The organism is Pseudomonas sp. W3I7, assembly GCF_030816095.1.
In the GTDB taxonomy this organism is placed as follows: Bacteria; Pseudomonadota; Gammaproteobacteria; order Pseudomonadales; family Pseudomonadaceae; genus Aquipseudomonas; species Aquipseudomonas salomonii.
In genome coordinates, this window is the sequence record NZ_JAUSXP010000001.1 from 2,378,306 (window position 1) to 2,391,568 (window position 13,263).

At 60.5% G+C, this 13,263-nt stretch carries 17 protein-coding genes; 12 read left to right on the plus strand and 5 right to left on the minus strand.

Features of this window, described 5'->3' with window-relative positions; all coding sequences use genetic code 11:
• The first annotated feature begins 131 nt into the window (after window positions 1–131).
• A complete protein-coding gene (locus QF043_RS11090) occupies window positions 132–497 on the plus strand; it encodes a type II toxin-antitoxin system RelE/ParE family toxin (RefSeq protein WP_307418503.1) in 366 nt (121 codons plus the stop codon).
• The gene (locus QF043_RS11095; RefSeq protein WP_200433691.1) at window positions 490–795 is read left to right on the plus strand and encodes an XRE family transcriptional regulator; all 306 of its coding nucleotides are present in this window, start codon (window positions 490–492) and stop codon (window positions 793–795) included. Before QF043_RS11090 ends, QF043_RS11095 begins: the two co-directional genes overlap by 8 nt.
• Here QF043_RS11095 and QF043_RS11100 read toward each other — a convergent pair.
• Window positions 770–1,666, minus strand: a complete 897-nt coding sequence (locus tag QF043_RS11100; protein ID WP_307418504.1) for an EamA family transporter — start codon at window positions 1,664–1,666, stop codon at window positions 770–772. The two genes, QF043_RS11095 and QF043_RS11100, sit on opposite strands and share 26 nt — an antisense overlap.
• Before the next feature lie 99 nt (window positions 1,667–1,765).
• On the opposite strand from QF043_RS11100, the gene QF043_RS11105 reads away from it, so the two are divergent.
• The 3 genes from QF043_RS11105 (at window position 1,766) to QF043_RS11115 (ending at window position 5,550) form a co-directional block, all read left to right on the plus strand.
• Window positions 1,766–2,548 carry a helix-turn-helix domain-containing protein gene (locus QF043_RS11105; protein ID WP_307418505.1) on the plus strand — a complete coding sequence of 261 codons (783 nt, stop codon included), beginning with the start codon at window positions 1,766–1,768 and terminating at the stop codon, window positions 2,546–2,548.
• Window positions 2,549–2,635: 87 nt separating this feature from the next.
• Complete coding sequence (locus QF043_RS11110; RefSeq protein ID WP_307418506.1) at window positions 2,636–4,189, plus strand: DUF726 domain-containing protein; 1,554 nt, start codon at window positions 2,636–2,638, stop codon at window positions 4,187–4,189.
• 41 nt (window positions 4,190–4,230) lie between these two features.
• Complete coding sequence (locus QF043_RS11115; RefSeq protein WP_017139624.1) at window positions 4,231–5,550, plus strand: Nramp family divalent metal transporter; 1,320 nt, start codon at window positions 4,231–4,233, stop codon at window positions 5,548–5,550.
• Between the two features lie 8 nt (window positions 5,551–5,558).
• On the opposite strand, the gene QF043_RS11120 is transcribed toward QF043_RS11115, so the two are convergent.
• Window positions 5,559–5,816, minus strand: coding sequence for a type II toxin-antitoxin system Phd/YefM family antitoxin (locus QF043_RS11120; RefSeq protein WP_307418507.1), 258 nt, complete (start codon window positions 5,814–5,816; stop codon window positions 5,559–5,561).
• A 143-nt stretch (window positions 5,817–5,959) separates the two neighbouring features.
• Window positions 5,960–6,892: a LysR family transcriptional regulator gene (locus tag QF043_RS11125; protein ID WP_056859392.1), complete on the minus strand. Its 933-nt coding sequence runs from the start codon at window positions 6,890–6,892 to the stop codon at window positions 5,960–5,962.
• A gap of 117 nt (window positions 6,893–7,009) precedes the next feature.
• Between QF043_RS11125 and QF043_RS11130 the strand changes: the two genes are divergently transcribed.
• The 7 genes from QF043_RS11130 (at window position 7,010) to QF043_RS11160 (ending at window position 11,071) form a co-directional block, all read left to right on the plus strand.
• On the plus strand, window positions 7,010–7,498 hold the full coding sequence (locus tag QF043_RS11130) for a DMT family transporter (RefSeq protein WP_065932109.1): 489 nt from the start codon (window positions 7,010–7,012) through the stop codon (window positions 7,496–7,498).
• Window positions 7,499–7,502: 4 nt separating this feature from the next.
• On the plus strand, window positions 7,503–7,958 hold the full coding sequence (locus tag QF043_RS11135; protein WP_305453864.1) for a DMT family transporter: 456 nt from the start codon (window positions 7,503–7,505) through the stop codon (window positions 7,956–7,958).
• 89 nt (window positions 7,959–8,047) lie between these two features.
• Window positions 8,048–8,218: a metallothionein gene (locus tag QF043_RS11140; protein WP_307418508.1), complete on the plus strand. Its 171-nt coding sequence runs from the start codon at window positions 8,048–8,050 to the stop codon at window positions 8,216–8,218.
• A 66-nt stretch (window positions 8,219–8,284) separates the two neighbouring features.
• Window positions 8,285–9,049 (plus strand): helix-turn-helix transcriptional regulator, encoded by a 765-nt coding sequence (locus tag QF043_RS11145; protein WP_307421362.1) that lies wholly within the window; start codon window positions 8,285–8,287, stop codon window positions 9,047–9,049.
• An 89-nt stretch (window positions 9,050–9,138) separates the two neighbouring features.
• On the plus strand, window positions 9,139–9,312 hold the full coding sequence (locus tag QF043_RS11150) for a DUF1427 family protein (protein ID WP_074854484.1): 174 nt from the start codon (window positions 9,139–9,141) through the stop codon (window positions 9,310–9,312).
• A 30-nt stretch (window positions 9,313–9,342) separates the two neighbouring features.
• The gene (locus tag QF043_RS11155) at window positions 9,343–10,302 is read left to right on the plus strand and encodes a zinc-binding alcohol dehydrogenase family protein (protein WP_307418509.1); all 960 of its coding nucleotides are present in this window, start codon (window positions 9,343–9,345) and stop codon (window positions 10,300–10,302) included.
• Between the two features lie 433 nt (window positions 10,303–10,735).
• On the plus strand, window positions 10,736–11,071 hold the full coding sequence (locus QF043_RS11160) for a DUF6124 family protein (RefSeq protein ID WP_307418510.1): 336 nt from the start codon (window positions 10,736–10,738) through the stop codon (window positions 11,069–11,071).
• A 43-nt stretch (window positions 11,072–11,114) separates the two neighbouring features.
• Here QF043_RS11160 and QF043_RS11165 read toward each other — a convergent pair whose 3' ends face one another.
• Together QF043_RS11165 and QF043_RS11170 are read right to left on the minus strand one after the other, a co-directional pair.
• A complete protein-coding gene (locus QF043_RS11165) occupies window positions 11,115–12,143 on the minus strand; it encodes a purine nucleoside permease (RefSeq protein ID WP_307418511.1) in 1,029 nt (342 codons plus the stop codon).
• 14 nt (window positions 12,144–12,157) lie between these two features.
• On the minus strand, window positions 12,158–13,120 hold the full coding sequence (locus QF043_RS11170) for a nucleoside-specific channel-forming protein Tsx (protein WP_307418512.1): 963 nt from the start codon (window positions 13,118–13,120) through the stop codon (window positions 12,158–12,160).
• Between the last annotated feature and the right edge of the window lie 143 nt (window positions 13,121–13,263).

Genomic DNA, 13,263 nt, shown 5'->3' on the forward strand with positions numbered 1-13,263 from the left:
GACGGGTTTGTTGTCCTGCGTCTGGTCAGAAGGATGTACAAACAATTTCGCCTGGAACCCGGCTGGCAATACAGCCTTTTCTGAATCTAAAGTATGCCCTTGAGTTTATATTCCTTAGGTGGCATATTCGCATGGACTGGGACATTGAATACACGGATGAATTCGCAGAATGGTGGGATGAGCTGGGCGCAAAGGAGCAAGTCTCTGTGTCCGCCAGCGTTGATCTGCTGGGGCTTTTCGGGCCTGGGCTGGGCTTCCCCCACACCAGTGATATCAAGGGTTCCCGGCATGGCAACCTGCGGGAACTGCGGGTCAAGCATGCCGGCCGGCCTTATCGAGTGTTGTATGCATTTGATCCCAGGCGCTGCGCTGTCCTGCTGATCGGAGGCGATAAAGCCGCCGACTCCAGGTGGTACGAGGTGCATGTGCCCCTGGCCGAAAATGTGTACGACATCCATTTGCAAACATTGCGTAAAGAGGCCCGTAACCATGGCTAAAAAATTCGCTGAACTTCAAGCGCGCATGACCCCGGAGTCGCGTGCCGAGGCCGAGCAACTGTTCCGCCAGCACCTCAAGGAAATGCCTTTGCATGAGTTGCGCAAGGCCCAACAGCTGAGCCAGGAAAGCCTGGCCAAGGCGTTGAATATCAATCAGGCGGCGGTTTCCAAGATGGAGCGGCGTACCGACATGTACATCAGCACGCTGCGGGACTATATCCGGGCGATGGGCGGCGAGCTGGAGATCATCGCGACCTTCCCGGATGGCCAGGTCAAGATCGACAACTTCGCTCACTAAGATCAGCCCGGTGAACACTCGGTCTGCGATACAGCCCGACTGCCAGGCCGATGATAATCACGCCGATAAAAACCAGATTGGCGGTGCCAACGCGCTCGCCCAGTATCAACATCGAACTGGCAATGCCGAACACCGGAATCAGCAGCGACAGCGGCGCTACCGTGGAAACCGGGTACGCCTTGAGCAATGAATTCCAGCCCCAGTAGGCAAAGTGCGTGGCCAGGTACACCTGAAACAGCAGCGACCACACGGCCGTGAGGTCGAGGTTGGCGGGCAGGCTTACAAATGCCGCGTCGCCGTGTACCCACCAGGCCATCAGGAACAACGGTATTGGCGGAAACAGGCTGGCCCACACCATGAAGGAAAAGATTTCTTTGACCCCCGACGTCTTGATGATGACGTTGCCGATGCTCCACGCCAGTGCGCTGAACACAATCATCAGCACGCCGAGTACGGCGTGTTCGCCTTGCTGGTTGGCGATGATCCCGGCTAATCCAATCAAGGCCAAAAAAGCCCCGGCCCACTGCGCGCCGCGAATGTTCTCCTTGAACAACACACAGCCCCAACCGAGGCTGAAAAACACGCTGAGCTGGATAAGCAAGGAGGCAATCCCCGGGCTCACCCCAAGCTGGATGCCATAGTTGATCACCCCCCACATACCCAAGCCGAAGATCACGCCATAGGCCGCCACATAACCGAATGGCACGGCGGGGCGCTTGATGAAGAGCACCCACGGCAAGGCGGCGAGGGCAAAGCGCAGGCCGGTGAGTACAAACGGGTCGATGGCCCGCAGGCCCAGCTTGGTGATGGGGAAATTCAGCCCCCAGGCCAGCGTGACCAACAGGGCAAGTGCCAGGTGTTTCTTGTGCATGGATGTTCCTTCGAACCGGTAGCTTCAAAGGGGTGGATGCTAGAGTGCGGGCTGATGGCCCGCTTGCTATGTCAGGTCATACTTTGACAAGATCGGGCCATGATTCCGACCTTTGACGACAACGACCCCGAAGCGCTTGTGACCCTGCGTGAATACCCGTCCGGCAGCGTGTTCGCCAGGCATACGCACCCGCGTGGCCAGTTTGCCTATGCCTCCACCGGCGCGTTAAGAATGTTCACCGACCTGGGCAACTGGGTGGTGCCGCCGCAGCGGGCCGTCTGGGTGCCCGGTGGCATTGCCCATGAAATGCACATGCGCGGCGATGTGGTGATGCTCAATACCTACCTCGATGCGCAAGCGGCCGAGCGCGCAGGGTTGCAGGGGCACTGCCAGGTGTTCGAGGTCTCGCCGTTGCTCAGGCATCTTTTGGAAGCGGCGTTGACGTGCGGGGCATCGGCAACGTCCGAGGTGCGGCGGCACTGCGTATTGACGCTATTGATCGACGAAATCGGTACGCTGCCGGCCCTGCCCCTGAGTGCGCCGTTGCCCTCCGAACCGCGCTTGGCGCGGGCTTGCCAGCGCTTTCTGGACGCGCCTGCGCAAACCGTGTCTCTGGATCAAATGGCGGATTGGTCGAGCATGAGTCGGCGGACCTTTACCCGTCATTTCCAGGACAGCACCGGCATGACCTTCGTGGCCTGGCGCCAGCAAGTCTGCCTGCTGGAGGCGACTGCGCAGCTCAGCCATGGCGCCTCGATCACCGAGGTCGCGTTCGCATTGGGCTTCAGCAGCCCCAGCGCCTTCACCGCAATGTTTCGCCGGCACCTGGGCGATTCCCCGGCGCGCTACCTGGCCAAGTCCAAGGCCGTGTCGTTGTTCTGAAAAACTCACACGCTGGTCAGGATTCACCTTGCAGGCGGCTCTGCTTTGTTACTATCGCCGCCCACCGTCACCAGGAGTCACCGGCCCATGCAGCACCAGTGGGATGAAATGCACCGCACCCGCAAGCCCACGTTCCTGTTGTGCGGCGAGCCTCAAGGGGATGTGCTCAATCTCTATGTTCACGGTTACTCGGCCTTCTTCAACCGCCAGCAACTGGGCAACTTCACGCAACAACTGGCAAGCATCGAAGGTTCGACCAACCTGATGCTGTTCTGGCCGGCGGGGCATTTTCTGGAAAACCTGTTTGCACCGGTCAAGGATGTGATCACCGCGTTGCTGGGCGGTGGCGGGCTGGGCGCGGCAACCGTGGGTGTGGGCCGTGCAATTGCCTACTTTCTCGACCATTACAAAAGTGTCGAGGCGCGTGTCGATGAAGTGGCCAAGACGTTATTGCCTGAGCTTGCCCATTACCTGCACGGCGAAGCGCTGCCGGTGCGGCGCATCAACCTGATCGGGCATTCCCTCGGCGCGCGTATCCTGGTCAAGAGCCTGCTGGCCAGCCCCGAGGTCGCCCGCCAGTTGCCGCTCAATAATGTGTTGCTGATGGGCGGCGCCATCAGTACGTCCAGCCCCTGGGATGAAGTGACGGCACCGCTCAAGGGCCGCGTGATCAACTGCTACTCCAGCAAGGACTGGGCGCTTGCGATCAAGCCGGACACCGAGCGCTGCATCGGCCGGTATGCGATCGACGTCACCCCCGCGCTCAAGGCCAAGGTCACCAACGTGCACCTGGCCACCTTCGACCACGCCGCCTACTGGCCGCAGCTGAAAACGGTGGTGCAGTACACCGACCTGCTGCAGGAACGGCGTGGCCTGATCCGCGCCGACCTGCGTAGCAGCGAAGTGCGTTTTGCCGAGGAGGACGCAGAACTGTTTCCGGCCTTGGTGCAGGCACGCCCGGAGGAGCTTAAGTTTCTGGCTGAGTTGATGGCACAAAAACGCAGTGCCTCGATCGACGCCGACGTGCGTGAACCGCTGAAACTGGCCATCGAACTGCAACGCATGGGCGGTGACAGCTTTATGAACCTCGCCCGTGGCCATGGCGTGAGTTATCGCCAGATCGCCGAAGATGTCGCACAGCGGCTGGGCATCAAGTTCGATGGGCCGCTTGAAACCGTGGTGCTGGCGGACATCGAGGCACAGGTCGCGGAAAAACTCATTGAGCAGTACAAGGACAAACTCAGTCGCGCCGACCGCCAGGCCTTCGACGCTGAGCTGAAGGCGGCCGCGCAAAAAGAGCAGGGCCTGTTCAATCGCATCGATATCGGCCGTTCAGCCACCACCGCCCTGAGCGGCACGGCGTTGGCGGGGCTTACCGGGTTTATGCTGCGGCGCGGCGCGGCCACGGCGATTCCGGTGGTGGGCCAGGCGCTGGCGGCGGCGATGTTGCTGGTAACAGGCGTGCGTGCGTTTTCCGGCCCGGCCTATTCGATCACCACCTTGGCGGTGTTGGTGATTGGCGTGATTCGCCAGCGCATGGAGCGCGAGGCACTGAATCAGGAGATGGACCTGGTGGTGCAAGTCGTCGAAGCGTTCGACTTGCCCCGGGAAACGGTGATGCGCACGGTCGCGTCGGACTGATAAGCTGCGGCTCTGACTTGTGTGTTTGCCTGGGATACCGCGTGAAATTCAGCCTGCCGAAAATCGCCACTGCCCCGTTCTGCCCGCCGGAAGTGGCCGGCTCCGTTATCGTCGACCCCAAGGCCTCGTTTTTCAAACGGGCGCTGATGTTCGCCGGCCCCGGCCTGCTGATCTCCATCGGCTACATGGACCCCGGCAATTGGGCCACGGCCATCGAGGCCGGTTCACGTTACGGCTACAGCCTGTTATTCGTGGTGCTGCTGGCCAGCCTGGCCGGGATGGCGGTGCAGTGCCTGTGTTCGCGCCTGGGTATCGCCACCGGCAAAGACCTCGCGCAACTGTGCCGGGAGCGCTACAGCAAACGCTCCGCGCGCACGCAGTGGGTGTTGGCGGAAATCTCGATTATCGCCACCGACCTTGCTGAAGTACTCGGCTGCGCTCTGGCCTTTCACTTGCTTCTAGGTGTGTCGCTGACCACCGGCATCGTCATTACTGCCTTCGACACACTATTGATCCTGGCCCTGCAAAACCGCGGGTTCCGGCGCCTGGAAGCGATCATGCTGGCGCTGGTGGCAACCATTGGCGTGTGTTTCTTTATCGAATTGGTGCTGATCAAACCTTACTGGCCGGACGTACTCAGTGGCTTTACTCCGTCACTGGCGGCCATCAGCGACGCCGCGCCGTTGTACCTGGCCATCGGCATTCTCGGCGCCACGGTGATGCCGCATAACCTCTACCTGCACACCTCCATTGTGCAGACCCGCCTGATTGGCAAAGACCTCGCCAGCAAACAGGACGCGGTCAAGCTGGCGCGTATCGACACCATCGGTTCCCTGGCGCTGGCATTGCTGGTCAACGCCGCGATCCTGGTGCTGGCCGCCGCCGCGTTCTACAAGACCGGCCACACCGAGGTGGTCGAAATCCAGGACGCCTATCACCTGCTCGACCCCTTGGTGGGTGGCGCCTTCGCCAGCATCCTGTTCGGCATCGCCTTGTTGGCTTCGGGGCAGAGCTCGACCTTTACCGGCACCATCGCCGGGCAGGTGATCATGGAGGGTTACCTCAACCTGCGCATCCCGTGCTGGCAGCGGCGCCTGATCACGCGCGGGCTGGCGCTGATCCCGGCGTTCCTCGGCGTCTGGCTGATGGGCGACGATGCCATCGGCAAACTGCTGATTCTGAGCCAGGTGGTGCTCAGCCTGCAGCTGCCATTCGCGTTGTACCCGCTGATCCGCATGACTGACGACAAGCAACTGATGGGGCCCTTCGTTAACCGCTTGCCCACGCGGTTACTGGCGTGGTTTCTGTTTGCGCTGATCAGTGGGGCGAATGCGTGGTTGATTGGGCAGTGGTTGTTTTGATCAGCGTTTCAGATCAAACCCTTCTGGAAGGTATCTAGCATCTCGTCAGGCAAGGGCGCATCTAAGTCGTCCGGGACAGTCAGTTTGCCTTTCATTAAGCCAGTTCTTTGCCTCCGGTATTGCCCAGCCGTTATGCGCTGGGCAAGCGCACATCCGTTCTTGGTGATAATGATTATTTGGCCGGTACTGGCCTGATGAGCCCGCTTGGAGACGTGAGCTTTCGCTGGGTCTAATGGATCCGTTATGACGTGGCGCTGCGCATTCATGGCATCTCTCCTGTGCGGAAGTAGCCTGAGTCTGGCCTGGCATACGGTGGCTGAAAATAGTGGCCCGAAAAATCAGAACGAGCCTACTTTTCCCACGAGGAATTTTTACCTTCCAATGCTTTTTCCAGTGGGAAGGAGGAGCTTCACCGATCCCAATACGGCACCGCCCCAAAACACTCCACAAAATAGTCAATCACCGTGCGCACCTTCAGCGACAGCCGTCGGCTGCCTGGCCATAGCGCGGCAATCTGCTGCGGCTCCAGCGTGGTCGCCACGTCGTATTCCGTGAGTACCGCCTGCAAGGTGCCGGCACGCAAGCCTTCGCCGATCAGCCAGGAAGGAAACACCACCAGCCCCAGGCCTTGCTCCGCCGCGTGGGTGAGGGTGTCGGCGTGGTTGCCGGTGATGGGGCCTTTGACGCTGTACGGCGTCCAGTCGCCCTGGCCGCGACGGAAGAACCAGCGTTGCTGGCCGGTGATGCCTTTGTAGGCCAGGCATTGATGGTTGGCCAGCTCATCGGGATGACGCGGCGTGCCATATCGGGCCAGGTACGCCGGGCTGGCGGCGAGGCGAAAACGCTGGGGCGCGAAGATGCGTGCCTGCATGCTGGAGTCGTTAAGCACACCGATGCGAAACAGCAGGTCGGTGCCGTCTTGCAATGGGTCGACGTAGGTGTCGGTTTGCTGGATATCCAGTTGCAGCTTGGGGTAGCGGCGGCACAATTCGCCCAGCCACGGTGACAGGTGACGCTGGCCAAACACCATCGGCGCATTGATGCGCACCAGCCCGCTGGGTTCGCTTTCCTGCTCCTGCAGGGCTTGGCCGGCGGCCTCCAACTGTTCCAGCATCAAGCGTGCATGGCGCCCCAGCAGCCGCCCGGCTTCGGTGGGGCTGACCGCTCGTGTGTGGCGGTAGAGCAACTGCTGGCCGAGCGCCTGTTCCATCAATTGGATTTGCCGCGAGATGGAGGAGGGCGCCAGTCCTTCACGGCGCGCCACTTCAGAAAAGCTGCCGTGGTCCAGCACGGCTACAAACAGGCGCAATGCCTTGAAACTCAGTTCATTCAAACCCTGCATCGTGGCTCCGTGCTGTGCGCAATGCGCAAAGGTGTTATTTGCATGCTCCCATTTATCGCACAAGACGGCCACCGGATAATGCGCGCCATGTTTCCTTTCTTGACGCGCAGGTGATGTATGCAGGCAAGTTCCATCGAGGGCGTGGCGCAGGCCAGGCCGAAAAAAAACCTTTTGCGCTTGCTCTTGCTGCCGCTGGTGATTCTGGCGGGCATGGGCCTGTCGGTTGAGGCCGGCTTGCTCGGGCCATTGGGTGCACAGGTCGGGCATTTGTGGGCGACGTTGAGCATCTTTGGCGTCGGTACGGCGATTCTGTTTTTGCTGCTGTTGTTCAGCGGCCCGCAAAAAGGCCCGGCACTCACCGACTTGCCGCGCTGGCAGTTGATCGGCGGCTTTTTGGGGCCGATGTACGTGGTGGTGCTGACTTTGGCCACGCCGCATATCGGCATCGCCATGACCATGATCGCGATTCTGTCGGGCCAGGTCGGCAAGAGCGTGCTCATCGACCATTTCGGCTGGTTCGGCACCGCGCGTAAACGGGTCAATGGCGAGCGCTGGATTGCCCTGGCGTTGATTGTGGCGGCACTTGTTCTGATTGCACGAGGTTAAGGCGATGAATCTGATTCTGTTATTGCTACTGGTGATTGCCGCCGGTGCGGTGCTGAGTGTGCAAGCCGCGATCAACGGCCGCCTGGGCCAGACGGTAGGCGTATTGCGCAGCAGTTTGCTGACCTTTGCGGTGGGCGCAATCACCACGGCACTGTTGATTTTCTTCTTCGAACCCGCACAGGCCGTGAGCTTGCTGGACGTGCCCAAATGGCAGTTGACCGGCGCCCTGTTCGGGGTGGTGTACATGATGGTCATGGTCGGCGCGGTGCCCGTGGTGGGTACGGCGGTGGCCACGGTGGCGGTGATCGTCGGGCAGTTGGGCATGGGCATGCTGATCGATAACTTCGGCTGGCTGGGCAACCCGGCCATCGAGCTGTCGGGCAGCCGTATCGTAGCGATGCTGCTGTTGGCGCTGGCGCTGGTGTTCATGTACCGCAGCAACAGCCGCCTGGCCGATTAACGGCGGTGAACCTTGAAACCTTGCCGGTAGTCACTGCTTAAGGTGCAGCGCCCGTTGCACCTGGACGACCATGCAAAAGGAGTCTGAACATGGCTGATGAAAACTGTGCGTGCCCACATTGCAATTGCTTACTGGGCACCAATGCGGTGATGAAAGACGGCAAGGGTTATTGCTGCCAAGGCTGCGCCGAGCACCATGCGCATGGCGAACCGTGTGACTCGTCGACCGGTTGCGAGTGCGCCAAGTCCGCAAAAGGCTAAAAATCCCTCGGCTTATCGGGCAGCGGTCATTACCATGGCCGCTCACCCTTGATTGATGGGTTTTTCATGGCCCTGGCCGCGCCTCCCGACCTCACTGATCATGCTGTCCCCGTGCAACCGCTGGCGCGCACCTATCCGCGTGGGTTGTATGTGGAGCCACACAGCCACGACTGGGGCCAGTTGCTCTACGCCATGAGCGGGGTGATGTGGGTTGAAACACCGCGCGAAGCGTTGGTCGTTCCGCCGCAACGCGCCGTGTGGCTGCCTCCGGGTGTGGAACACGGCATTCGTGTGGTCTCGGACCTGCAGATGCGCAACATCTACCTGCGCCCGGCGTTGGCGGCGACACTGGACAGCCAGGTGCAAGTGATTGAAGTCGGTGGGCTGCTGCGTGAGCTGATCGTCACCCTGGTTGATCAAGGCGATAACGGTGACACAGCCTATTACGACGCCGTGGTCGGCCTGGCGTTGTTGGAGCTGCAACGCGCGCGCCGCTCGCAGATCCGCATTGCCATGCCGCTGGAGGCCGATCGTCGGTTGATCAATGCCTGCCAGGCGGTGATGGCGGCGCCCTCGCTGGCGATCCCCTTTGAGCAACACGCCGAAGCGGCGGGCGCCAGCGTGCGCACCCTGGCGCGGTTGTTCCAGAACCACGTCGGCATGGGCTTTGCCGAATGGCGCCGTCAGGTGCAACTCGCCACGGCGGTGGCGGAGCTGATCCAGGGCCAGTCGGTGAGCGGCATTGCCCGCTCGTTGGGCTATTCGCCCAGCAGCTTCAGCGACATGTTCCGCCGTGAACTCGGTGTGGCGCCGTCGCAATACGTCGGTTGAGGCTTTGGCCGAAATCCTGAAGTACTTGGCCGATGCTTCGGGATTGGGCTCACTAAACTGGGCGCATCAACCCACCCGGCGTAAACCCTATGAACTACCTCATTTCCCTCGCCATCGGCCTGTTTGTCGGCGTGATCTACGGCGCCCTGGACTTTCGCTCGCCCGCGCCGCCCGCCATTGCCCTTGTGGGGCTGATGGGCATGTTGCTTGGTGAAAAGCTCTGGCCCATGGGGCGTGAGCTGGTCAGCGGTTGGTTGTCCTGATTTTTTCTTTTATTTGAAGGGATGTTGGTTATGAAAGCACTGCAATTTTCCGCCACCGGCGACCTTGCCGCCCTGAGTGTTGTCGACGTCGCCAAACCGGTGCCGGCTGCGGGTGAAGTGTTGGTGCAGATCAAGGCTGCAGGCCTGAACCCCAGCGATGTTAAAAATGTGCTTGGGCGTTTTCCCTATACAACGTTGCCGCGTATTCCCGGCCGCGACTTTGCCGGTGTGGTGGTGGAAGGCCCGCAGGAGTTGGTTGGCCAGGCAGTGTGGGGCACCGGCCGTGACCTCGGTTTTTTTGCCGACGGCTCCCACGCGCAATACCTCACGGTGTCGGCGAAGGGCGTGGCACACAAACCGACGCACCTGAGCTTTGCCCAGGCCGCCAGCCTCGGCGTGCCATACACCACCGCCTGGGATGCGCTGGAGCGCAGCGGTGTTGGCAAAGGCACGCGGCTGCTGGTGATTGGCGCCAATGGTGCGGTAGGCAGCGCGGCGTTGGCGCTGGCGAAAATTCGCGGTGCGCAGGTGTTGGCGGCGGTGCGCAAGGCGGATCAGGTCGAGACGTTGCAGGCGCAGGGCTTCGACGCGATTGCCCTGGGCCAGCCGGACGCCTTGGGCGGGCAGGTGAATGCGGTATTCAAGGGCGGTGCCGATGTGATCTTCGACACCACCGGTTTCTGGCTGCCGGCGGCTGTCGCAGGGTTGGCCCCGTTTGGCCGCATCGCGATCATCGCCGCGCCGGCCGATGGGCATGTGCAACTGCCGGCCCTGGCGTTGTACCGCAAGGGCGGTTCGGTGCTGGGCATCAATTCGTTGCTCTACAACTGCGAGCAGTGCGCGGTGATGTTGGAGCAGTTTGGGCGGTTTTTTGATGAGGGTTCGCTGCCGTTGCCGACAGGGTTGCGTGAGGTGGCGTTGGCGGATGGGGTGCAGTGCTATGAGGAAGTGAACAAGGGCAGCGCGGACAAGATTATCTTCCTGCCTTAACTCGGTTAAAAATTGTGGGAGCGGGCTTGCTCGCGAATGCGGTGTGTCAGTCGCCAGATGTATTAGCTGATCCACTGCTTTCGCGAGCAAGCCCGCTCCCACATTTGGATCTCCACAAGGTTTCAGGCTTCTCGGTTGATCGGACGTTTCCCACAAAGGTTTCAGGTTGTCGCTCGGAAGCGGGCTGACTAACCTCACTGCCGTCGCTGCCAATTCAGCGGCCGGATTTGACCGTCCGACTCCCAAGTGCATCTGTACCGCATCGAATCAGGCGTTTTTTTTACGCCTGCTGTATCGTGTCGCGGCAGCTGTACGCGGGATACCTTAGGGTATGCCGGGCTACTTTGGGACCGGTCGGTCAACCCGCGTATAGCTGCCACCCTATTTCGCTTGACCGCGAAACGTGGCGGCTCCACTCCCGAAGGATTCCACCATGATCAAAGACACCCCCAACCCCCCAGCCCATCAAGACTACGACACCAGCACCCTGCACGAAGTCGCCTACCGTGCGATCAACCACTATCTCAACCCCGGCAAACCCATTCCTGAACCCAGCGAAGGCATCTTCACCGTGCGCGCAGACTTGGGCACGGAAACCTTGCTGGTCAATGCTTCCCAGGATCTGGCTTCCATCAGTGATATCGCCAACCACCTGGCATTTGAAATCGAGGGTTCGCAACGCAATGTCGCGCTGGGTATCTGCCGAATGCTGGAAGGTGTGCAGCTGCTGGTCGACAAGGCGCTGAATGTAGCCCACCCCGTGACTTAAAAGTGTGGGAGCTGACAAGCCAGCTCCCACATTTTGATTTTTACTAGGCTTCGGGGACGCCTTTTTCCCACGCCGACCAGTTCTTCAGGATCGCCTGTACCAACGGATTGCCCGTGCGGTACAGGTTCTCCAGCGCCGGTACAAACCCGCCCTGGTCCGCATACTTCAGCAGGTTGTCCACTTCGCTGTAACCCGGATACGGCCGATCGAAATCGGAGCCGGCGCGCACCACGGCCAAGCGCTGAATATCCACCAACCCTTCACGGCTGGCGCGCAGCAAGGCTTCATAGGTGGAGTTGTCTTCCTGCTGGGTGGTGCAGTACTCGCCTTTGTTATCGGTGAGCAATTTGGTCCAGACTTCGGCGCGTTCGCTCAGGCGTGTGCCGGAGAACCAGGTGTTGCCTGCCAGTGTGTCGCAACGCGTGACTTGCGGCGGCTGGTTGGCCGGCGCGGCCGGGTAGTGTTTACGCCAGGCGCTGGATTCCTTGCTTTCGCTCAGCTCAACCTTTTGCGACAGGGCAAACGCCTTGGCCTGCAACTTGGGGTTCAGCTCGAATACTTCGGTCTTGTAGTCCAACGGGGGTTTTTCGTTGGGGCCTTTGGTGTTGATGCCGATGTAACCGGTTGGCCAATCCTTGGGCGCATCGCGCGAATCCAGCTCCCACTGGGTGCCGAACTCCACCAGGTAATGCGCCCAGGCTGCGGTGCCGATGGTCCCGTGTTTAGGGCTGATGCCGGCGATCCCGGCAATCAGGAAGTAGCTCTGGCGCAGGTCGAACTTGGGCGACAACGCCAGGGCCAGCGTGGACGCGGCGGCGTTGGTCTGGCCCATGCCGGTCACCAGCAGGCACACGTCCTGGGTGTTGCAGCGGATCACCGGGTATTCGGCTGACAGGCCTGGTACGCGGACCTCCTGCTTGAGTTCCAGGCGGTCGATCCAGGTTTGCGCCTCGGGGGCGAACATGGTGATCAGCATCACTTTGGGTTTGATCGGCGCCGGAGCATCCGCCAGCACCACGTGGGGCAAAAAGGCCAGGCCGATGGCCATCGAGAGACGGGTAAGCATGTTCATCTAAAGCTCCTTGATCAGAATTGGTAACCGACACCGGCGTAGTAGCCCCAGCCATCCGAGCGGGCGCGGAAGTTACCCTCGCCAAAATTCAGCTCGCTGCCATCCTCCCAGTTGCCGCCGTTGTGGAAGTAACGGCCGACCAGGGTGAAGCGCAAGTGGGTAAACGAGTACAGCAGCACGTTGGTGGCCACTAATGAGTTGGCGGTGCGCGCCGGGTTGTCCTTGTGCAAATCCGAGCCGAAATCGTAGTTGGTAAAGCCGATGTAGGTCAGCGATGCGCCGTTATCGAAACTGCTGATAGGCACGATGTATTTCATTTGCGCACGATAGCCGTCCCACGAGTATTCGTTGCTCGCGCCGTAGTTTTCCCACTGGTAGCGCCCATAGAAGTTGGCCGACAGGTTGACCCGCGAATGGGTGTCGATGTCGGTGCCCAGGCCGCTGTACAGGGTGTTGGCGCGGTTGGACTTGTTGCTGCCGTGGTCGTAGATCCAGTCAAAGGCTACATACCATTCCTTGAACGGGCCGATGGCCAGGCTGCGGCCGGCCAGGTAGTCGATGGAGATACGCGGCTCATGCTCCATAAATACCGGCGAGCCATGGTCCCACGCGCCCTTGTCATTACTGTTACCGATGCCGAGGATTTTCGGCACGTCTATGTAGCCATACAGCTCGAAAGGGCCTTTGCGGCCGAAGTATTCATATTCCAGGTACACATCATCCTGCGGCTTGGGGCCGAAGCTGATGTCTTTGCTGCCGATCAGGGTCAGGTCCTGGTTGAACCAGTCCGACATATACACGCCTTTTTTTGTCGGGCTGGCGTCCGGGCTTTTGGTTTCAGGGCTGAGGGTTTCGCCCTGTGCTGAGTCATCCACGGGTTTTTGCTGCGCCAAAATGGGTGCGCTGAGTACTCCCGTAACGGCGGCCAGTAGCAAGGAAACACCAAAACAAGCGGGACGCCTTGAGGTGAGGTGCATTGAAAATCCCTATTCTTACGCGGTTTGAACCCGTTTCTGCGGGTAGTGACGAACCTGGTGGCCAAGTTCGTTCCGCAAACGTTTGCACGTGGCGTACCAACTTTGCTCAAAGGGTTGAGCAGTATGGAAAAAACAGGGATTAG